This window comes from Pseudarthrobacter equi, assembly GCF_900105535.1.
GTDB lineage: Bacteria > Actinomycetota > Actinomycetes > Actinomycetales > Micrococcaceae > Arthrobacter > Arthrobacter equi.
On record NZ_LT629779.1, the window covers coordinates 219503 to 238978 of the forward strand.

At 68.3% G+C, this 19476-nt stretch carries 20 protein-coding genes; 8 read left to right on the forward strand and 12 right to left on the reverse strand.

The genetic code is table 11. From position 1 onward, the window contains the following. Positions 1 to 8: 8 nt before the first annotated feature. On the reverse strand, positions 9 to 1064 hold the full coding sequence (locus BLT71_RS00925) for an FAD-dependent monooxygenase (RefSeq protein WP_091716789.1): 1056 nt from the start codon (positions 1062 to 1064) through the stop codon (positions 9 to 11). Positions 1065 to 1132: 68 nt separating this feature from the next. Between BLT71_RS00925 and BLT71_RS00930 the strand changes: the two genes are divergently transcribed. Beyond that, positions 1133 to 1672, forward strand: coding sequence for a TetR/AcrR family transcriptional regulator (locus BLT71_RS00930; protein ID WP_091716791.1), 540 nt, complete (start codon positions 1133 to 1135; stop codon positions 1670 to 1672). A gap of 5 nt (positions 1673 to 1677) precedes the next feature. On the opposite strand, the gene BLT71_RS00935 is transcribed toward BLT71_RS00930, so the two are convergent. The 3 genes from BLT71_RS00935 to BLT71_RS00945 all read right to left on the reverse strand — a co-directional run bounded on the left by BLT71_RS00935 (position 1678) and on the right by BLT71_RS00945 (position 4882). Continuing rightward, a complete protein-coding gene (locus BLT71_RS00935; protein ID WP_091716793.1) occupies positions 1678 to 2865 on the reverse strand; it encodes a 4-hydroxybenzoate 3-monooxygenase in 1188 nt (395 codons plus the stop codon). 103 nt (positions 2866 to 2968) lie between these two features. Further along, positions 2969 to 3712, reverse strand: coding sequence for an IclR family transcriptional regulator (locus BLT71_RS00940; protein WP_091716795.1), 744 nt, complete (start codon positions 3710 to 3712; stop codon positions 2969 to 2971). A gap of 93 nt (positions 3713 to 3805) precedes the next feature. Continuing rightward, on the reverse strand, positions 3806 to 4882 hold the full coding sequence (locus BLT71_RS00945; protein ID WP_091723716.1) for an FUSC family protein: 1077 nt from the start codon (positions 4880 to 4882) through the stop codon (positions 3806 to 3808). A 165-nt stretch (positions 4883 to 5047) separates the two neighbouring features. Between BLT71_RS00945 and BLT71_RS00950 the strand changes: the two genes are divergently transcribed. From BLT71_RS00950 to BLT71_RS00975, 6 genes are all read left to right on the forward strand, one after another. Then, positions 5048 to 5890 (forward strand): ACT domain-containing protein, encoded by an 843-nt coding sequence (locus BLT71_RS00950; RefSeq protein WP_091723718.1) that lies wholly within the window; start codon positions 5048 to 5050, stop codon positions 5888 to 5890. Positions 5891 to 6162: 272 nt separating this feature from the next. After that, a complete protein-coding gene (locus tag BLT71_RS00955; RefSeq protein WP_091716797.1) occupies positions 6163 to 7521 on the forward strand; it encodes an MFS transporter in 1359 nt (452 codons plus the stop codon). Positions 7522 to 7599: 78 nt separating this feature from the next. Further along, the gene (locus BLT71_RS00960; protein ID WP_091716799.1) at positions 7600 to 8283 is read left to right on the forward strand and encodes a GntR family transcriptional regulator; all 684 of its coding nucleotides are present in this window, start codon (positions 7600 to 7602) and stop codon (positions 8281 to 8283) included. Beyond that, entirely contained in the window at positions 8280 to 9068 is a 789-nt protein-coding gene (locus BLT71_RS00965; protein ID WP_091716801.1) for an aspartate/glutamate racemase family protein, read from the forward strand. The genes BLT71_RS00960 and BLT71_RS00965 overlap by 4 nt, the downstream gene beginning before the upstream one ends. A gap of 31 nt (positions 9069 to 9099) precedes the next feature. Further along, positions 9100 to 10533 (forward strand): amidohydrolase family protein, encoded by a 1434-nt coding sequence (locus tag BLT71_RS00970; RefSeq protein ID WP_091716803.1) that lies wholly within the window; start codon positions 9100 to 9102, stop codon positions 10531 to 10533. An 8-nt stretch (positions 10534 to 10541) separates the two neighbouring features. Next, positions 10542 to 11267, forward strand: coding sequence for a maleate cis-trans isomerase family protein (locus BLT71_RS00975; protein WP_091716805.1), 726 nt, complete (start codon positions 10542 to 10544; stop codon positions 11265 to 11267). Positions 11268 to 11277: 10 nt separating this feature from the next. On the opposite strand, the gene BLT71_RS00980 is transcribed toward BLT71_RS00975, so the two are convergent. The 4 genes from BLT71_RS00980 to BLT71_RS00995 all read right to left on the reverse strand — a co-directional run bounded on the left by BLT71_RS00980 (position 11278) and on the right by BLT71_RS00995 (position 15169). Continuing rightward, positions 11278 to 12198 (reverse strand): diacylglycerol/lipid kinase family protein, encoded by a 921-nt coding sequence (locus BLT71_RS00980; RefSeq protein WP_091723720.1) that lies wholly within the window; start codon positions 12196 to 12198, stop codon positions 11278 to 11280. Between the two features lie 81 nt (positions 12199 to 12279). Continuing rightward, a complete protein-coding gene (locus BLT71_RS00985) occupies positions 12280 to 13653 on the reverse strand; it encodes an NAD(P)(+) transhydrogenase (Re/Si-specific) subunit beta (RefSeq protein WP_091716807.1) in 1374 nt (457 codons plus the stop codon). Further along, positions 13650 to 14000, reverse strand: a complete 351-nt coding sequence (locus BLT71_RS00990) for an NAD(P) transhydrogenase subunit alpha (protein ID WP_091716810.1) — start codon at positions 13998 to 14000, stop codon at positions 13650 to 13652. Before BLT71_RS00990 ends, BLT71_RS00985 begins: the two co-directional genes overlap by 4 nt. After that, positions 14000 to 15169: a Re/Si-specific NAD(P)(+) transhydrogenase subunit alpha gene (locus BLT71_RS00995; RefSeq protein WP_091723721.1), complete on the reverse strand. Its 1170-nt coding sequence runs from the start codon at positions 15167 to 15169 to the stop codon at positions 14000 to 14002. The genes BLT71_RS00990 and BLT71_RS00995 overlap by 1 nt, the downstream gene beginning before the upstream one ends. A 252-nt stretch (positions 15170 to 15421) precedes the next feature. Between BLT71_RS00995 and BLT71_RS01000 the strand changes: the two genes are divergently transcribed. Further along, positions 15422 to 16015: a hypothetical protein gene (locus tag BLT71_RS01000; protein ID WP_157693403.1), complete on the forward strand. Its 594-nt coding sequence runs from the start codon at positions 15422 to 15424 to the stop codon at positions 16013 to 16015. A 15-nt stretch (positions 16016 to 16030) separates the two neighbouring features. On the opposite strand, the gene BLT71_RS01005 is transcribed toward BLT71_RS01000, so the two are convergent. The 4 genes from BLT71_RS01005 to BLT71_RS01020 are packed head-to-tail and all read right to left on the reverse strand — an operon-like array spanning position 16031 to position 19445. Beyond that, a complete protein-coding gene (locus BLT71_RS01005; protein ID WP_091716814.1) occupies positions 16031 to 16840 on the reverse strand; it encodes an IclR family transcriptional regulator domain-containing protein in 810 nt (269 codons plus the stop codon). A gap of 11 nt (positions 16841 to 16851) precedes the next feature. Continuing rightward, positions 16852 to 17559: a 3-oxoacid CoA-transferase subunit B gene (locus BLT71_RS01010; protein WP_091716816.1), complete on the reverse strand. Its 708-nt coding sequence runs from the start codon at positions 17557 to 17559 to the stop codon at positions 16852 to 16854. A 1-nt stretch (position 17560) separates the two neighbouring features. Beyond that, complete coding sequence (locus BLT71_RS01015) at positions 17561 to 18244, reverse strand: 3-oxoacid CoA-transferase subunit A (RefSeq protein ID WP_091716818.1); 684 nt, start codon at positions 18242 to 18244, stop codon at positions 17561 to 17563. A 4-nt stretch (positions 18245 to 18248) separates the two neighbouring features. Then, complete coding sequence (locus tag BLT71_RS01020; RefSeq protein ID WP_091716820.1) at positions 18249 to 19445, reverse strand: thiolase family protein; 1197 nt, start codon at positions 19443 to 19445, stop codon at positions 18249 to 18251. Between the last annotated feature and the right edge of the window lie 31 nt (positions 19446 to 19476).

Genomic DNA, 19476 nt, shown 5'->3' on the forward strand with positions numbered 1-19476 from the left:
GGTGCGGATCAGCCCACAGGACCGCGGACGACGGCGGCGCGCGGGTTCCGCCGCCGGGCCAGGCCGAGCAGCCGGTCCCGGAACGGCTGCGCACCGTCCGCGAGCGCGATGCGGCCCATCGCCGTTGACGCCAGGCTCAGCGCGCGGGTCCGGAGCCGGCGTTGCCTGTCGTAAGCGCGGAGCGCCTGGGATTCGGGCAAGGTGTTGAGGAGGTCGCCGAGCGTCACGGCATCCACCAGGGATTCACAGGCGCCGCGGCCCAGGGTGGGCATCATGGCGTGCGCGGCGTCGCCGATGAGCACGGCACGGCCGCGCACGTAGGAGCCCAGCTGCGGAACGGTCCAGAGCCGCTGGACGAGGCACTCCCCCGGGATGGCTGCGGCCAAGGTGCGGCGGATGGCCGGCGCATGGGTGGCATACCGCTCCCGGGCCTGGTCCAGTACTGACGCGGCGTAAATGCCGTAGGGGCCCGCCCCCGACCGGTAGCTGGCGTACCAGAAGGACCCGCCACGGGCGGCGGCCATGCCGAAGAGATCGCCGCGGCCCCAGTATTCGCCCACCTCATCCTGGCTGACGGACGTGGGAAGGGTCCCGCGGAGGGCCAGGTATGGGGTGAGGCGGGCGCCCGTGGCGGCACCCCACGCCTCCCGGCGGACCACGCTGTGCACTCCGTCAGCGCCCACCACCAGTCCGCCGTCCGCGGGAATTCCTTGGACATTGCTGGTGACCCGGCGGACGGTCCCCGGGACGGCGGCGTTGAGCAGCCGCAGCAGGTCCACGCGGGAGATGCCGAACATGCCTCCCGCATTGACAGTGATCCAGGGCTTGCCCTGCGCGTCCCGCACCGACCCGCTGCCGATCACCGGACTGACCGCCTTCGCTTCGTCAAGGATGCCGAGCCGTGCCAGCGCGCGCTGGGCGTTGGGCCACATTCCCAGGGCGTTGCCCACGGTGGGCAGCTCCGGCCGCTTCTCGTAAACAGTCACCTGGAACTTGTCCGGGTCCAGGCACGAGGCCAGGGCCAGCCCTGCGATGCCGCCGCCCACAATCGAGATCGTTTCCATGGGCCCAATTTACTACTTTTGTAGTAGTCCGGGAAGATGCCCGTGCCCCCTGTTACTAGACTGGGGCCATGCCCGACCGCCGGACCCAGCTCCTCGACGCCGCCCTGGCAGTGGTGGCGGACAAGGGGATGAAGGGGCTGACCCACCGGGCGGTGGATGCGGCGGCAGAACTCGCCGAGGGAACCACCTCCAACTACTACCGGAGCCGGGCAACCCTCGTGGACGCGGTACTGGACCGGCTGCTGGAACTGGACGCCGGACTCCTGCGGGAACAGGTGGCGGCAGGTCCGCCACGGAACGTCGAGGAACTCGCCGGCCAACTGGCCGCCACGGTGGTGGCGCTGGCCAGGCAGTATGGGGGTATGAGCCGGGCACGGATGGCCTTCTCGCTGGACCGCCCCGAAGCCGTGACCGCCGGCCACCAGCTGTTGGTGGGAAACCTGGAACTGGCCCTCACCGCCATGGGCGTTGCGGATGCGGCAGCCCGCGCCAGGGATGTGGCGGACTACGGCGACGGCCTGCTGCTCCACCTGCTCACCGTCAGGCGGGACGAGCAGCCGGACGTGGCCGCCGTCGCCGCCACCATCCGGCGCCTGCTGGGCCCGTAGATGCCCTAGCCGCGGCCCGGCCAGCCGGTGTACGCCTCGGCGAGGTAGGCCATGCCGTGGCGCGAAGAGACCACCGAGTTGAGCTCGCCGAGCTGGCGGGCGCGGGAGAAATCGTCTGCGTCGGCAGGGGTGTGGAGCATGGTGGTCATCCAGTAGGAGAACTGCTGGGCCTTCCAGACCCGCTCCAGCGCGCGGTCGCTGTACGACTCCAGCAGCCGGTCCGAACCGGAGTTGTAGTGGCTGTCCAGTCCCTCGAAAAGAACCTTGACGTCGTGGATGGCCAGGTTGAGGCCCTTGGCGCCGGTGGGCGGGACCGTGTGCGCGGCGTCGCCGGCGAGGAACAGGTTGCCATGGCGCATGGGAGTGTGGACGAAGCTGCGGAACGGCAGCACCATCTTCTCGATGACCGGGCCTTCCTTCAGCTCGAAGCCATTGCCGTTGACGCGGCCGCGGAACTCCGCCCAGATGCGGTCATCGTCCCACTCGGCCACGTTTTCCTTGGGGTCGCACTGGAAGTACATCCGCTGGACCGTCTCGGTCCTCTGGCTGATGAGCGCGAAGCCGTTGGCGGAGTTGGCGTAAATCAGTTCGTCCGAGCTGCGCGGCGCCTCGGCCAGGATGCCGAACCAGGCGAACGGGTACTCGTGGAAGTACCACTTGCGGCTGGCCTCGGGAATCTGGAACCGGCAGTGGCTGCGGGAACCGTCAGCACCCACCAGGAAGTCCGCCTGGATCTCATACTCAACACCGTCGGCATCGGTGAACCAGACCTTCGGCTTGCCCTCCAGGTCGTGGACGGAGGTGTCCGTGACGCTGTACCGGACATCGCCGCCGTCGTCCATCCTGCGTGCGGCAAGGTCCGTGAACACGTCCGTCTGCGGGTAAAGCCACACGGACTCGCCCACGAGGTCCTTGAAGTCGATCCGGTGGCTCTCGCCGTTGAAACGCAGTTCAATGCCGTCATGCCGGTCGCCGTGGGTCAGGACCCGGTCCGAAACACCGCTGTCCACCAGGAGGTTGACGGTGCCGTGCTCCAGGATCCCGGCGCGGACGGTGCGGGCGATCTCTTCGTGGCTGCGAACCTCGATCACCGTGGATTCGATGCCTGCCTTGGCCAGGAGGTGGGAGAGCATGAGCCCGGCCGGGCCAGCGCCCATGATGGCTACCTGGGTGGTGATGGTTTTCCGTGCCATGACTGCTTCTCGCTTCGTTGCGGGCCCGGGGGCCGGAGGATTGCTTGGCACCCAGTGTGGGCCACCTCCCGTGACCGGCGTTACAGTAATTCCGTTGAACGGTTCAGGAGTCCGCAAGGCGGCGGGCAATGCCCCGTGCCGCCGTCTGCAGCGCGGGCACCAGCGCCTGCAGCCGCATCTCTTGGAGCGGAACCACGACGCCGAGCGAGGCCACTGCGCGCTGGCGGCGGTTGAGGACGGGCACTGCAATGCCCCAGGTGTCCGGATCCACCACACCCTTCAGCTGGGCGAACCCCTGGTGCGACGTCTCGGCCAGGAGGGTGCGTACATCGCCACTGGTCAGCCTGCCTTCGGGATCGGAAAACTGGGCAAGGTAGCTGGCCTGGAGCCCTTTCTCCTGGTGCGCCATCAGCGACAGCCCGGCGGAGGAGATGTGGATGGGCATCCTGCCTGCCACCTGTGCACGGTTGGCCACCGAGCCCCGCCGCGAGAGCCGCTCCACGAACAAGGCGTCCCACCCGTCCAGCACCGCCAGGTTCACGTTCTGATTGAGGACGTGCTGGATGTCCTCCATGAACGGCATGGCCGCTTGCCGCAGTGCCAAAGCCGGGGATGCACGGTTTACCAGCTCCCAAAGCCGGAGGCCCGGCCGGACCATCCCGCCGGGTTCAGTCTCGAGCAGCCCGTGGCCGGCGAGCTGGCCCACCAGCCGGTGCGTGGTGGTCAGCGGCAGCCCGGCCCGTGTGGCCAGGTCGGAAAGCTGCAGGGCGCCCACGTCCTGCGGAAAGGCGGAGATCAGCCGGACTATCCGGTCCACCACCGAGTCCCCCGATTGTGAGTTCGCCACCGCCGCACCTTCCGTTCAATGGGAAGTCCAGCGTACCGCGGCGGGCCCCGGAAGGACCCGCGCCCCGGAAGGCCGGCCGGGGCTGGAAGGCGGTCAGGCCGGCGTCGTGCCCTGCCCTGGGCCCCGCCTGAGGCGGCGCCACGCCGCGGGAGCCAGCACCACGGCAATGCCCACGGCCGCGCCGATGACAGTTTCGATGATGCGGTCGCGCAGCAGCGCGGACGGCGAGGCGGGGACCACCAGGAGGGTGGAGATGAGGGCCAGGGGCGTCACGAAAACCTGGGCCAGCAGGTACTGGCGGATGATGAACATCTCCGCCCCGAACTGGCAAAGGGCCATCACCAGCACGGTCTGCCACGGCTCCAGGCCCAGCAGCAGGACCGCCGCCAGGACCAGCAAGCCAAGGACCGTGCCGACGATTCGCTGGACGCCGCGCCGGATCCGGTGCCGGGTGGTGTGGCCCACCAGGGGCACCACCGCGGCCACCATGGCCCAATAGTTGTGCCCGAACCCCAACTGCTGCCCGGCCCAGGTGGCCAGCGATCCCGCCAGGCCCGCCGCCACCAGGTAGCCGAGGCCTTCAAGCCAGGCGGTCCGCTTCTCCGCCGCCGTGCGCCGGATGCGGGGCGGCCACGCCCACGGGGTGCGGTGGCTGGGCAGGATCCGGGACGAAAAGCCGATCAGCAGGCACAGCACGGTGGTGAGGACCGCAACCAGCATGCCCTGCCACAGTGGCGGCTGGTTGGGGATGGAAGCGATGGCCGCGAACGCAAAGATGTGGAACAGGGACCCGCCCGGGCGCAGCCGCAGCCAGGAAATGGCCACGGAACAGCCGCCCGCCACCAGGGTGGTGGCCAGGACCAGGAGCCAGGTGGTGGCGGTGCGGTCAAGGCCCCACGCCGTTTCGATCCGGGCGGACAGGGCGGCCAGCAGCATCACCAGGAGCATCAGGAGACCGGCGCGCAGCTGCAGCGCGAAGCGGGCGGCGTGCGGTTCGCCGCGGCCGTAGATTCCGGTGAAGGCGCCGAAGGACGCGAAAATGGCCAGGTCCAGCCGGCCCAGGAGCACCAGGGTGATCAGCGGGACGAACACGCCGGTGGCGCAGCGGAGTGCGGGGTGGTGGTCCTTGTTGCCTGGACCAATGCTGAACATCTCAGCAAGCAACTTCACGTGGGCAGCGCCTTCCTGCGGTAACCGGTTGTCCTGATGGGCGGCCGGCCGCACTGACGTTCCTGGTAAATCGTACGGTGGAGGCCGCCGAACCCGCCCATTAAATTCCCTTGAATGGAATCGGCAGGCAACGCGGCAGAAACAGGTTCCACGAATGCTTGGGTCATGAAGCGCGCACCACGGGCCACGCCCGCCGCCGAACTGAGCTGCGAAGTCTGCGGCATGATGCCCGAGCCGCCCAAGGCCCGCCTGACCGCAGCCAACGTGGCCGTGATGCTGCCCATCGAGCTGCTGGTCCATGCCCTGGTGGTGGAAACCCACCTGCCGTATGTGGCGAAAGTACTGGTGCTCACGCTGACGGCCACCGTGCTGGTGATCTGGGTGGCCGAACCCTCCGCTGCCCGGATCCTGCGCGGCTGGCTGCACGCTCCGGCGCTGCGCCACCGGAGGAAGCTGGGAGCCGCGCCGGCACTGTGGCGGGCGCGTACGGTCCTGCGGGACGAGCCCGGTTCGCTCGAGAAAATCACGGGCACCCTGGCCCGGAACGGCATCAACATCCTGGGCATCCACGTCCATCCGGTCCCGGGCGGCGTGCTGGATGAGTTTGTGCTGGCCGCCCCCGGAACCATGGGTGAGCGGGAACTGCTGGAGGCATTGCACGACGGCGGCGGCAGCCGGGTGCACGTTTGGCCCACCACCGCGCTGGCCATGGCCGACGGCCAGACCCGGGCCCTCAGCCTCGCGGCGAGGATCGCCGACGCCCCGGACGAACTGCCCCTCGCCGTGGCCGAGCTGCTCGGCGCGCGGATCGTGCCGTCGTCGGGCGCTCCCCTGAAGATGCCCGACGACGGGACCCACCTCAAGGTCCCCACGGCATGGCACGGGCCCCTCGTCTTCGCCCGGCCGGGCGAGCCCTTCACCCCTGCCGAATCGGCGCGCGCCCACCGGCTGGCCGAGCTCGCGGAGATCCTGGCTCACCGCCCTGCCGGATCTCCGGCAGCAGGCTGAGCCCCAAACCTCACGATCCGGCCGGGAGTTTTCCGGTCACAATTCGTTTGCAAGGCTTTTGCGGCCCTTTCTCAGCCAAAACCTTGACAGTGGCGGGAGTCACTTTTACCTTTGATTTTGGGATCCCAATTTGGGATCCCAAAAGTTATCCGGCCCCGCTCGATGCTCCGGATCATCCAGCGACTGCCCGCGCCGGCAGGCCACAACGGCCTGCCAAGTACGCACCCGCAACTTTGCATCCCGCCCATAAACTTCCCCGTGAAGGAGAAGCTGTGTCCATCCCCAATACCGATACAACGGAACTTCCTGCCGACCCGACAGCACCGAACGCCGAGCAACCCGGAAAGGGCGGCACGCAACGGCGCAGCGCCGTCCGCTGGCGGCTTTTCCTCCTGCTGCTGGTCCTGGTTTCAGTCAACTACATTGACCGTGGCTCCATTTCCGTGGCCCTGCCCATCATCCAAAAGGAATTCAACCTACCGCCCGAACTCGTGGGCCTGCTGCTGTCCGCTTTTTTCTGGACCTACGCCCTGATGCAGGTTCCCGTGGGCTGGCTGATCGACAAGTTCGGCCCCCGCAAGGTGATGACGGCTTCCTGCATCGGCTGGGGTGCTGCCACCGCAGCGTCCGGCATGGCAGGCGGCTTCCTGAGCATGTTCATCGCCCGGCTCGGCATCGGCGTGACCGAGGCGGGCGTCATGCCCGCCGGCGGCAAGCTCAACGCCATCTGGATGCACAAGTCCGAACGCGGCCGCGGCGCAACCATCCTCGACGCTGGAGCGCCCCTGGGTGCAGGGCTCGGCGGCATCATCATCGCCTTCCTCATTGCCTCCACCGGGAGCTGGCGCTGGTCCTTCGTCATCGCCGGTGCCGCCACCGTCCTCATGGGCCTCGCCGTGTGGTGGTACGTGCGGGACAATCCCCGCCAGCACAAGGGCGTCAACGATGCCGAGGCGGCCTACATTGAGGCCTCGCATGCCGCCGAGGACGCCGAGGCAGCCGTGGATGGCAGCCTGGGCAAGCGCGGCCTGCTTCCCTACCTGAAATTCCGTTCCTTCTGGGCCATGTGCCTGGGTTGGCTGGGATTCAACGGGGTGTTCTACGGCCTGCTGACCTGGGGCCCGCTGTACCTGGCCCAGGCGAAGGGGTTTGACCTGAAGACCATCGGCTGGTCCACGCTGGTGATTTTCGGCGCGGGGTTCGTCGGCGAGATCATCGGCGGCACCATCGCCGACAAGTGGCGCGCCTCCGGTGCTTCAGCCAACCTGGTGATGCGGACCCTCCTGGGCATCTCGAGCGCGGTAGTCATTGGCGGGCTGGTGGGCGTGACGGTGGTCCCCGACGCCACCACGGCCGTGGTCCTGCTCTCGCTGGTCCTGTTCTTCCTCCGCTGGGTGGGCCTGTTCTGGAGCATTCCCTCCATCCTGGGCGGCCGCACCAATGCCGGCGTTCTGGGCGGAGCCATGAACCTCAGCGGCAACATCTCGGGCTTCGTTACCCCCATCGTGGTGGGCCTGATTGTCGGAGCCACCGGTTCCTACACCTGGGCGCTGCTGTACTTCGTGGGTTCCGCGGTGATCATGGGCGTCTCAGTCCTCACCCTGAACTACAACAAGCGGCTTCCTGTCTAAGCTGACCCTCGCAGGGAAACTTGCAACCGACGCCCCCGCAGCCGGGAGCAGTGCCGAACAAGATCCGAATGGAGCATCATGCTGACCGCAGAAGAGACCCAGGACAAGGACCGCCCCCTTCGCGAGACTGTCCGGGACACCCTCCGCACCCGGATTTTCGAAGGACACTACGCTCCCGGCACACGGTTGGTGGAACGGGACCTGGCCGCCGAGTTCTCCGTATCCCGGCTGCCGGTCCGTGAGGCCCTGCGCATGCTCCGCCAGGAAGGCCTCATCAGTGACCGCGGTGCCCGCGGGGCTGAGGTGAGCAGCCTCAGCCCCAAGGACGTGGAGGACCTCTTCGACGTCCGGCAGTCCCTTGAGGTGCTGGCCTGCCGGCTCGCAGCCAGGCGTGCCACCAAGCAGGACCTCGCCTACCTCAAGGGACTGCTGGATGACGCGGAAGCCTTCCTGGCCAAGGGCTCTGTGATGGAGGCGCACCGCTCCAACAGCGAATTCCACGACGCCATCACCGGCATTGCGGACAACAACTTCCTCAAGTCCGCCCTGGAACCCCTCCAGGGGCGCATGCACTGGCTGTTCCGGCATGTCAGCGACCTGCCCGAGCTCATCCGCGAACACCGTGAGCTGTACTCCGCCATCGCCAGCGGCGATCCGGACAAGGCAGCCGTCCAGTCCGCATCCCACATTGGAAAGTACCGGGACCAGTTTCCCGAGGACTTCCAGAAGACCGAACCAGAATTCCACCGGAAGAGAAAATGAAACTCCTGGTCATCAACCCCAACATCAGCGCCGATGTCACGGCACTGATCGAGTCCGAGGCGCTCCGTTCCTCCTCCCCCGGCACCGAACTGCTGGTGCGGACGGCGGCCCACGGCGTCGAATACATCGAGACCCGCTTCGAATCCCTCATCGCCGCGGGCGCGGTGGCTGAAATCATCGCCGAACACACCGGTCCCGGCGCCGACCCGGTGGACGCGGTGGTGGTTGCAGCGTTCGGTGACCCCGGGATGCCGGCCCTCAAGGAACTGGCGGACATTCCCGTCATCGGCATCACCGAAGCCGCGCTGTGCGCAGCGGCACTGCAGGGCCACCGCTTCTCCATCATCGCCATCTCGGACCGGATCAAGCCCTGGTACCGCGAGTGTGTGGAGCGGTTCGGCCTGGCCGGCCGGCTGGCGTCCATCCGCTCCATCAACGAGTCCCTCGGCAGCATAGCCGCCGTCCAGGAGGACTTCCGGGAAACCCTGCTGGCACTGAGCCGGCAGGCCGTGGCCGAGGACGGCGCCGACGTCGTCATTCTTGCCGGGGCCCCGCTGGCCGGGCTTGCCCGCGAACTCAAGGGCCAGATACCGGTCCCCGTGGTTGACGGCATTTCGGCCGGCATCCGCATGGCAGAAGCAGTGGCCGCCCTGCAGTCCGGAACCCACCGCGCCGGCGCCTTCGCACCGCCCCCGGCCAAGGACCGCAAGGGACTCTCCGGCACCCTGGACGCGGCCCTCGCCGCCCGCCAGCAGCATGCCGGCACGGCGCAGCCCACCGTCTGAGCCACACGACCCAAACCTAAGGAGGACACCGATGTCCCACCAGCCAGAACTTGTCATAGCCAACGCCACCGTGGTCAACAGCGACGGCCGCCAGGAAGCCCACATCGTGGTTTCCGGGGGCCGGATCGCAGCCCTTGTGGACGCCGCCCAACCCATCCCGGCGGCGGACCGCACCATCGACGCGGCGGGCAGGCTGGTGATCCCCGGCGGCGTGGACGGCCACTGCCACGTAGCGCAGGTGACCGGACGCTTCCGCACCCTGGACGACTACCGCACCACGTCTACCGCAGCCCTCTGGGGCGGCACCACCACCATCATCGACTTCGGCATCCCCCGCGACGCCCAGGAAACGCCGCTCGCGGCGGTCCTGCACAAAAAGGAACTCGCCACGCAGTCACGCTGCGACGTGACCCTCCACGGCGCCGTGGTCACCTGGGACGAAACCGTCCCCTGGCAGCTCGAGCAGCTCGCAGCGGAGGGGGTCCGCTCCGTGAAGATGTACACCACCAACCGCGGCACCACCATGGCCGACGGCAACACCATCCTGAAAGTCATGCGCGAAATGGTGCGCCTGGACGGGCTGGCCTACATCCACGCCGAGCACGACCCCATCATTGCCGACTGCACCGAACAGCACGCCCAGGACGGCCGGATCGGCATCGAACACCTGCACAGGACCCGGCCCGAACTGGCCGAGGAGATCTCCGTAAAGGAGACCCTGGCCATGGCCGAGTACACGGGGGCGCCGGTGTACTTTGTCCACCAGTCCACGCCGGGGGCCGTAGACCTCGTGTCGCAGGCACGCGAACGCGGGCTGGAGGCCTACTCGGAGACGTGCCCGCACTACGTCACCCTCGATGACTCCGTGTACGCCTCCACCTTTCCGGAGTGGTTCGCCTGCTGCCCGCCCATGCGCAGCGCGGAAACCGTGGCAGCCCTCAAGGAGCGGCTGGTCTCCGGCGCCATACACACCATGGCCTCGGACCATTCCTGCTACGACCTGTCCCAAAAGCGCGAGCGCACCGATGACGTGCGCGCCATGCCGCACGGACTGCCGGGAGTGGAAACGCGGATGCCTGTCACGTTCACGGCGATGACGTCCGCCGGCGCCACGGTGGAACAGTTCGTCAGCGCCTTCTCATCGGAACCCGCCCGGATCAACGCCGTTCCCGGCAAGGGCCGCATTGCCGAGGGGTTCGACGCCGACCTGGTGGTGTTCGACCCCGCCGAGGAACGCGCGGTCAACGGCACCGCCTTGCATATGGGAACGGACTTCTCGCCCTTTGAGGGGCGGGCACTCACGGGCTGGCCCGCCGTCGTGGTTTCCAACGGCCGGGTGGTCCTGGACGCGGACGGCTTCCACGATCCGGGCGCCGCGGGCCGCTTCATCAACCGCAACGGCTTCCGGCAGCATCAGTCCGCCGTCACGGAATCCGCCGCCCCACTCCCCGCCGCTGCCCTCTAGGAGTTTCCATGCCCGCAACCATCCGCCCCCGCAGGATCGGCATGATCGTGCCGTCTTCCAACACCTGCCTGGAGCCGCAGACCTACCGGATCCTGGGCGCCCGCACCGACGTCACCGTGCACTTCACCCGGATCCCGGTCACCCGCATCGCACTGGACGATTCCTCCAACAGGCAGTTCGACCCCGCAGTCATGCAGGGCGCAGCACAGCTGCTGGCGACGGCGGACGTGGACGTGATTGCCTGGAACGGCACCTCCGGTTCCTGGCTGGGTTCGGCGCACGACCAGGAACTGGCCGACGGGATCACCGGCGCCACCGGCATACCCGCCACCACGTCAACACTTGCCTACTTCGAGGCCTTCCGGACGTTCGGGACGGAACGGATCGGCCTCTTCACGCCGTACACGGAGGACGTGAACCACCAGGTCATCGCGTCCTATGAACGGGAAGGCATCAAGACCATGGACCACAGGGCGCTGGGCCTGAGCGACAACGAGTCCTTTGCCCGGGTCACCGACGACGAGATGCGCCCGGGGTCCCGGGAGCTCGCAGCCGTGGCCCCCGACGCGCTGGTGTACCTGTGCACCAACCTGTACGGGGCCAATATCACCGCGGAAATCGAGGAGACCACCGGGGTGCCGGTGCTGGACTCCGTGGCGGTGACGCTCTGGCACGCCCTGAAACTCGCGGGCGCGCCGCTGCTGGAACCGCGCTGGGGCCGGCTGCTGGCGTAGGCGGTGACGGCTACATCCGGAGGGTGAGGGCGCCCGGCTCCATGGTCATCAGGACATGCTTGCCCTCGCCCTCGTGGTCGCCGTCCAGCTGGTAGTTGTCCGCGTGTTCGAGGGTGATTTCCACGGCCTTGCCCTGAAAGTATTCGACGGCCGTGTCCCGGTTCCGGCCCTTGCCGAGGATACCTGCCAGCACGGACAGCCAGCCCAGCTTGCCGTGGTGCGGGGCAAGCACGGCAATGTCCAGCAGCCCGTCGTCCACCTTGGCATCGGGGAAGATTTCCAGGCCGCCCTGGACCTTGCCGCAGTTGCCCACCATCACGCTGCGGACGCCGCGGTGCACCACCGTCTCGCCATCGATCACCACGGTGGCCTTCACCGGCTTGCCGGGCAGGTTGCGGATTCCGGCGTCCACATACGCCAGCCAGCCCACTTTGTCCTTCAGGTCCTCGTTGGTGTCCGCCATGATGGTGGCGTCATAGCCCACGCCGGCCATCACCAGGAAGAGCTGTTCCTTATCCGGATCGTTGCGCTTGGCACGGACCACGTCGATCTTGCGTTCGGTGCCGCTGAGGGCCCCGGCCATGGCGCCGTCGTAATCCGTGACGTCCATGCCCAGGTTGCGGGCCAGCAGGTTTCCCGTGCCCAAAGGAAGGAGGCCCATGGGGACGTCCCCGCCCGCCAGGACCTCGGCCACGCACCTGACGGTGCCGTCTCCCCCGGCGGCGATGACGATGTCCGCGCCCTGCTCCAGGGCTTCCTTCGCCTGGCCCACACCCGGGTCCTCCTTGGTGGTTTCCAGCCAGATGGCTTCACCCCAGCCGTTTTCCACGCAGTGCTTGGCCACCAGGCCGCGCACATCGAACTCCACCGGCTTGGCCGGATTGACGATGATGGCGGCGCGCTTGGGGGAAGTGGAGCTGTTGGCAGTCATGGCGTCCTTCAGTGGCGGAATGGAAAGCAAGCTTCTGAGAGAAGAGTAACCTGCCCGCCGCAGCCTTCCGGCCAAGCCCGGCTAGAGGGCCTTGACCGCCCCCAGCACCTGGGCGAGCGATTCCTTGGCGTCCCCGAAAAGCAGGGAGGTCTGCGGCTCGTACAGCAGTTCGTTTTCGATCCCGGCGAAGCCGGGGCGCATGGAGCGCTTGAGGAACACCACCTGGCGCGCGGCGGAGACCTCCAGGATGGGCATGCCGTAAATCGGTGAGCCGGAGGAGGTCTTGGCCGCGGGGTTCACCACGTCGTTGGCGCCCACCACCAGGGCCACATCCGCGGTCTTGAACTCGGGGTTGATCTCCACCATTTCCTTGAGCGACTCGTAAGGCACGTTGGCTTCGGCCAGGAGCACGTTCATGTGCCCGGGCATGCGGCCCGCCACAGGATGGATGGCAAAGTCCACCTCGATTCCACGGGCCTCCAGCGCCTGGGCCAGTTCCGCCGCCGTGTGCTGCCCCTGCGCCACCGCCAGCCCGTAGCCGGGGACGATGATCACCCGCTGCGCGTACCGCAGGAGCACCGCCACGTCCTCAGGCGTGGACGAGCGTACCGGGCGGTCGCTCACGGCGGTGGATCCCGCCGTCGAGCCTCCCCGGAATGCCCCGAACAGGATGCCCGCCACTCTGCGGCCCATCGCCGCCGCCATGGCGCGGGTCAGGATGGTGCCGGACGCCCCCACCAGGGTGCCGGCCACCACCAGCAGCACGTTGCCCAGCACCAGGCCGGACGCCGCGACGGCCAGGCCGGTGAAGGCGTTCAGCAGCGAAATCACAATGGGCACGTCCGCGCCGCCCACCGGCAGCACCAGCAGGGCACCGGCCGCGAGGCCCAGGACCAGCAGCACCACCGCGAACGCCGTGGATCCGGTGATCACGACGGCGATGGCGGCCGCCACGGATGCCAGCAGTACCGCAGCCATCACCACGGGCAGGCCGGGAAACAGCACCGGCCGCGTGGTCATCAGTTCCTGCAGCTTGGCGAACGTGACCCCGGATCCGGCGAAGGAGACCGCACCAACGAGGAGGGTGAACACTATGGCCAGCCGTACCCAGGGACCGTCAGCGTGGGGCAGTTCCAGGAGTGCCACCAGCGCCGCAGCACCGCCGCCCACACCGTTGAACAGCGCCACCAGCTGGGGCATCTGCGTCATCTTCACGCGCCGTGCCACCGGCGCTGCCACCGCTGATCCCACGGCGATGGCGCCCAGGATCCAGGGGATATTCTCGAGCCGGGCGGAGAGGAACACGGTGACGACGGCGATCAGGGCACCGAACGCGCCGATCAGGTTGCCGCGGCGGGCGGTCCGGGGGGAGCTGAGTCCGCGCAGGGCGAGGATGAAGAAGACCGCGGCGGCCAGGTAGAGCAGAGCGGTCCAGGCGGGGTCGAGGATGCTCATTTGCCGTCCGCCTTTGGCGCGGGGCCGGACTGCGCGGCACCCGACTGCGCGGGCCTGCTGCGCGGAATTTCCTTCTTCGCGTGGAACATGTGCAGCATCCGGTCCGTCACCACGAAGCCGCCCACCAGGTTGGCCGTGGCCAGGACGACGGCGAGCAGGGCCACCGCGAGCACCCACGGGTCCGTGGCCTGGCCGGCAACGATGATGGCACCCACCAGGATGATGCCGTGGATGGCGTTGGCGCCGGACATCAGCGGGGTGTGCAGGGTGCTGGAGACCTTGGATACCACCTCGAATCCCACGAAGACGGCCAGGACCGTGATGGTCAGCAGGCTCATGCCGTCCATCAGAGCACCCCTTCCTGCCGGGCCCGGGCTGTTTCACCGAGCAGCTCTGCGGTTGGCCGGTGCCGCACTTCGCCGGCGTGGGTAAAGCAGGCCCCGGCCACCACCTCGTCATCGAAGTCCAGGACGAGTTCCCCGTTCCGGACCATCAGCGCCAGGAGGTTGGCCACGTTCTTGGCATAGAGGCGGGAGGCGTCGGACGCCATGGCGGAGGCCGGGTCCTTCAGTCCCACCAGGGTCACGTGGCCGGCACCGTCGGCGGTGGGGACGGCGATGTCCTCGCCGGGAACCGCTCCCTCGACGTTCCCGCCGGACTCCGCGGCGAGGTCGACGACGACCGATCCGGGCCGCATGCCCTGCACCATGTCCAGGGTCACCAGGAGCGGTGCGCGCCTGCCCGGCACGGCCGCCGTCGTGATCAAAACATCCGTTTGCGCGACGTGCGGCGCGAGCAGCTGCCGCTGCCGGGTGCCGGCGTCGGAACTGAGCTGCCGGGCGTAGCCGCCGGCGGCCTCAGCGGTTTCCAGGTCCAGGCGGATGAAGGTGCCACCCATGGACGCGACCTCGTCCGCCGAGGCGGGCCGGATGTCATTGGCGGACACCCGGGCGCCGAGCCGTTTGGCCGTGCCGATCGCCTGCAGCCCGGCCACGCCGGCGCCGAGGACCAGGACCCGGGCCGGCGGGACCGTACCGGCGGCGGTCATGTAGAGGGGGAAGAACCTGGGCAGCCGGATGGCCGCCTCCAGCACGCAGCGGTACCCGGCCACCAGGGCCTGGGAGCTGAGCGCGTCCATGGACTGGGCGCGGGAGATGCGCGGCACCAGTTCCAGGGCGAAGGACGTGGCGCCCGCCTCCGCGAGCGCCTGCACTGTGGGCAGTTCGGACGACGGCGACGCGAGCCCCACGGTGACCGCTCCCCTTTTCAGACCGGAGGCCGTGCGCGGGTCCAGGGGGCGGACATGCGCCAGGATATCCACTGCACCGGTATCCAGTTCAGGAACGACGGCGGCACCGGCCTCCGTGTATTCGCGGTCCGGGTGCCCTGCGGCGTCGCCCGCGCCCGCCTCGATCAGGACGTCCAGGCCCATGCCGGCCAACTGCTTCACCGTGTCCGGGGTGGCGGCCACGCGCCGTTCGCCGTCCCGGCGCTCCCGCGGAATGCCCAGTTTCACCCGCACGCTCCCTTCCTGCCGCGTCCGGCAGTCTTGCGGCAGCCGCTCTGCTGCGCACAGTTGGGTTGAGTCTAGAGCGCGGGCTGCTGCGGCGGGAGTAGTGTGGCGGGGGCATTCCGGCAAACCGTTGTAAATGGTTTGCGAATCGGAGGAACTGGCGCCCGCAGGCGGACTTTCCTGACGTGGCGCCGCGCATCTGTCTTCCCGTGTGAGAATAAGCGCAACTCGCACATCACACATATTGGGGGCATCTTGTCAGAGCGCGCAGATTTTGAGGCAACACCGGCCGGGGACGCCACGGGCCACGGGCCTGGGGCGCCGCAGTACGGCCAGCGGTCGTCCGAGCCGTGGACTCCGCCTGAAAGCGCTTACGAGTTTGCCCTGCCGGCCCCTGCGCCGAGGGAAGATGTGGTGCGCGGAACGGTTTACGCCCTGGCCGCCGCTCCGGTGGGCATCATCGCGTGGATGGTGCTGTGGAACATGGGATGGATGGCTTCCATTGTCGCCTTCGTCGCTGCCGCACTGGCCGCCCGGCTTTACGTGCTTGGGACGGGCGGCCCCATCAGCCGCCGGGGCGCCTGGGTGGTCGCCGCCATCACGCTCGGAACGGTCCTGCTGTCCTTCTGGGGCGGCATGCTCCTGGACGCCGCCAAGTACCTTGGCGGCGGTTCACCGTTGGCGATGCTCGTGGACCCCGGGACCTGGGACTTCCTGATGTTTAACGTCACCACCAACCGCGAACTGATTGACGCCTACGTTGGCGACTTCCTGCTTGCCTTACTGTTCAGCGCCTTGGGCTGCTTCTTCACGCTGCGCAAGCTGTTCGCCCAGACCAAGGGCAGCTGACCTCCCGGGAACGGGTCAGCCGCGGGCCGTGAGGTCAGCGGAGATGAGCTTGGCGGTGGCCGTGATCTCCTGCGCCACCGAGGCCAGGTACGCCTCCGGGTCCTCCCGGGCTGCAACCGACTGGGCCTGCAGCGACACGTTGACCGCCGCCACCACTTTGGCTCCGTCAAACACCGGTGCCGCCACGGACATCAGGCCCGGTTCCAGTTCCTGGTCCAGCAGGCACCAGCCCTGCGCCCCGACGGTCTCCAGCACCGCCAGCAGCTCCGGGACCGTCCCCAGGGCCCGGGGCGTGAGCGGCCTGATGTCCGCTGCGGCCAGGTATTCCTCGAGGGCCGGGGCCGGCAGGTTGGCCAGGAGCACCCGTCCCATGGAGGTGGCGTAGGCAGGGAAGCGGGTACCCACGGTGATGCCGACGGTCATGATCCGGCGCGTGGTCACCCGGGCGATGTAGGCGATGTCCACGCCGTCCAGGACAGCGGCCGACGTCGACTCCCCCAGTTTCAGGGACAGCTCTTCCAGGTGCGGCTGGGCCAGCTGCGGCAGGGACAGCCCGGACAGGTAGGCGTAGCCGAGCTGGAGGACCTTGGCCGTGAGGGCAAACGTCTTCCCGTCCGTCCGGACGTATCCCAGCTCCACCAGGGTGTGCAGGAACCGCCGCGCCGTGGCCCGGGTCAGGCCGGTTTGGCCCGCCACTTCGCTGAGGGTCATGACGGGCCGGTCGGCGTCGAAGGCCCTGATCACGGCCAGCCCGCGGGCCAGCGACTGGACGTACTGGTCGCTTGCCTGCGGTGGCTGGGTGTCCGTGCGGACGGCGTCGGTCATGGTTACCAATCCTAGGGTGCGCCCGGGTCCCGGCGTCCGGCGGCGGGCGCGGCTTTGAGGGGGATGGGGAGCAGTTCCTGGAGTTCTTCGAGGGTGGTGCCGAAGGTTTCGCGGACGGTGACGCCGTCGGGGCCGGTGAGGAAGACGGCTTTGTCGGTGTAGACGCGGGTGACGCAGCCGACGCCGGTGAGCGGGTAGGTGCAGGACTCCACGATCTTCGACGCGCCTTCGCGGGTCAGGAGGGTCATCATCACGAAGACGTCCTTGGCGCCGGTGGCGAGGTCCATGGCACCGCCGACGGCGGGAATCGCCCCGGGTGCCCCGGTGTGCCAGTTCGCGAGGTCACCGGTGGCGGAGACCTGGAACGCGCCCAGGACACAGATGTCCAGGTGCCCGCCGCGCATGATCGCGAACGAGTCGGCGTGGTGGAAGTACGAGGCGCCGGGGAGTTCGGTGACGGGGATCTTGCCGGCGTTGATCAGGTCGCCGTCGATCTCGTCCCCAACGGCTGCGGGGCCCATGCCGAGCATCCCGTTCTCGGTATGCAGGGTGATGTTCTGTTCCTCGGTGAGGTAGTTCGACACCAGGGTGGGCTGGCCGATGCCGAGGTTCACGAAGGATCCCGGGGCGATGTCCTTGGCCACCAGCCGGGCGAGGTCGTCCCGGCCCAGCGGGGTCTCGGAGGTCTGGAGGGACGTTTCGTTGGACTGCACGCTCATGTCAGGCCACCTTTTCTGCTGTGCTTGCTGCCACGCGGACAACGCTGTTGACGTAAATCCCGGGAGTGACGATGTTTTCCGGGTCCAGCCCGCCGGTTGGCACGATCTCGGAGACCTGGACGATGGTGTGCTTCGCGGCGGCGGCCATGATGGGGCCGAAGTTCCGGGCGGTCTTGCGGTACACCAGGTTGCCCTTCCCGTCCGCCTTCAACGCCTTGATCAGGGCGACGTCGGCGTGGATGGGTGTTTCGAAGACCTGCCCGCGGCCGTCGATGATCCGGGTTTCCTTGCCCTCAGCCAGCATGGTGCCATAGCCCGTGGGCGTAAAGAACCCGCCGATCCCGGCCCCCGCGGCCCGGATCCGTTCGGCCAGGTTGCCCTGCGGCACCAGCTCGAGTTCGATCTCCCCGGCCTTGTACTTGGCGTCGAAGTGCCAGGAATCGGACTGCCTTGGGAAGGAGCAGATCATCTTCCGCACCCGGCCTTCCTTGATCAGCAGGGCCAGGCCCTGGTCGCCCTGCCCGGCGTTGTTGTTCACCACCGTCAGGCCCGTCGCGCCGCATTCGAGGAGCGCGTCGATCAGTTCGAACGGCTGCCCGGCATTCCCGAACCCGCCGATCATCACGGTGGAGCCGTCCTGGATCCCGGCCACGGCCTCCCGGACCGAATCAACAAAATTCAGCATGTGCCTAAGCCTTTCCAGCGGTGACGTTTTCGAGGACGACGGCGAGGCCCTGGCCCACGCCGATGCAGATCGCGGCAACACCCCAGCGCTCCCCGGAGGCCTGCAGGGACCGGGCCAGGGTGCCCAGGATCCGGGTGCCGGAGGCGCCGAGCGGGTGGCCCATCGCGATCGCCCCGCCGTGCCGGTTCACAATCGACGGGTCGATGCCCCAGGCATTGATGCAGGCCAGGGACTGCGCGGCGAACGCTTCGTTAAGTTCGACGGCGCCCACCTGGTCCCAGCCGATCCCCGCCTTTGCGAGGGCCTTGTTCGCTGCCTCCACGGGTGCGTACCCGAAGAACTGCGGATCATTGCCGTGCGCACCGCGCCCGGCGATCCTCGCCAGCGGGTCCAGGCCCAGCAGCCCCACGGCAGCTTCACTGCCCACCCAGGCCGCGGAGGCGCCGTCGGACAACGGCGACGCGTTCCCCGCCGTCACCGTGCCGCCCTCGGCACGGAACACCGTCTTCAGGCCGGCGAGCTTCTCGGCGGACGAACCGGCACGGATGCCCTCGTCCCGCACCAGGTCCGTGCCGGGCACCGGGGCGACGAGGTTGTCGTAAAACCCCTCATCCCACGCCGCGGCGGACAGATTGTGGGAGGCGGCGGCGAACTCGTCCTGCGCCTCCCGTGTCACGCCATACTTTTCGCGGAGCCGCTCGGTGGCCTCGCCGAGGGAAATGGTCCACTCCTTCGGCATGGCCTTGTTCACCAGCCGCCAGCCCAGCGTTGTAGACGCCAGGGTCATGTCCCCGGCCGGGTACGGCTTCTCCGTCTTCGGCAGCACCCACGGCGCGCGGGACATCGACTCCGCCCCACCCACCAGGACCAGGTCGGCGTCGCCGGCGTTGACCTGCCGGGACGCGATGATCGCAGCGTCCAGCGACGACCCGCACAACCGGTTCACCGTGGTCCCCGGAATCGAGACCGGCAAGCCCGCCAACAGCGTGCCCATCCGGGCAATGTTGCGGTTCTCCTCGCCGGCACCGTTCGCGTTGCCGAACACCACCTCATCAATCCGCTCCGGATCAAGGCCCGGCGCCCGTTTCACGGATTCGCTGATCACATGCGCAGCCAAATCATCCGGACGGACCCCGGCAAGGCCGGAGCCGAACTTACCGAACGGAGTGCGCACCGCATCGTACACAAAAGCCTGGTTCATGGTTCCTCTGATTCTCTGGGACCCAACTGAC

Excerpts from the sequence above, each read along its gene's own strand:
- BLT71_RS01005 (WP_091716814.1), bottom strand. The coding sequence starts at position 16,840 with ATGACCGACGCCGTCCGCACGGACACCCAGCCACCGCAGGCAAGCGAC.
- BLT71_RS01020 (WP_091716820.1), bottom strand. The coding sequence starts at position 19,445 with ATGAACCAGGCTTTTGTGTACGATGCGGTGCGCACTCCGTTCGGTAAG.
- BLT71_RS00975 (WP_091716805.1), top strand. The coding sequence starts at position 10,542 with ATGCCCGCAACCATCCGCCCCCGCAGGATCGGCATGATCGTGCCGTCT.
- BLT71_RS00970 (WP_091716803.1), top strand. The coding sequence starts at position 9,100 with ATGTCCCACCAGCCAGAACTTGTCATAGCCAACGCCACCGTGGTCAAC.
- BLT71_RS00990 (WP_091716810.1), bottom strand. The coding sequence starts at position 14,000 with ATGGACGGCATGAGCCTGCTGACCATCACGGTCCTGGCCGTCTTCGTG.
- BLT71_RS01010 (WP_091716816.1), bottom strand. The coding sequence starts at position 17,559 with ATGAGCGTGCAGTCCAACGAAACGTCCCTCCAGACCTCCGAGACCCCG.
- BLT71_RS00980 (WP_091723720.1), bottom strand. The coding sequence starts at position 12,198 with ATGACTGCCAACAGCTCCACTTCCCCCAAGCGCGCCGCCATCATCGTC.
- BLT71_RS01015 (WP_091716818.1), bottom strand. The coding sequence starts at position 18,244 with ATGCTGAATTTTGTTGATTCGGTCCGGGAGGCCGTGGCCGGGATCCAG.
- BLT71_RS00960 (WP_091716799.1), top strand. The coding sequence starts at position 7,600 with ATGCTGACCGCAGAAGAGACCCAGGACAAGGACCGCCCCCTTCGCGAG.
- BLT71_RS00985 (WP_091716807.1), bottom strand. The coding sequence starts at position 13,653 with ATGAGCATCCTCGACCCCGCCTGGACCGCTCTGCTCTACCTGGCCGCC.
- BLT71_RS00950 (WP_091723718.1), top strand. The coding sequence starts at position 5,048 with ATGAAGCGCGCACCACGGGCCACGCCCGCCGCCGAACTGAGCTGCGAA.
- BLT71_RS00935 (WP_091716793.1), bottom strand. The coding sequence starts at position 2,865 with ATGGCACGGAAAACCATCACCACCCAGGTAGCCATCATGGGCGCTGGC.
- BLT71_RS00930 (WP_091716791.1), top strand. The coding sequence starts at position 1,133 with ATGCCCGACCGCCGGACCCAGCTCCTCGACGCCGCCCTGGCAGTGGTG.
- BLT71_RS00965 (WP_091716801.1), top strand. The coding sequence starts at position 8,280 with ATGAAACTCCTGGTCATCAACCCCAACATCAGCGCCGATGTCACGGCA.
- BLT71_RS00925 (WP_091716789.1), bottom strand. The coding sequence starts at position 1,064 with ATGGAAACGATCTCGATTGTGGGCGGCGGCATCGCAGGGCTGGCCCTG.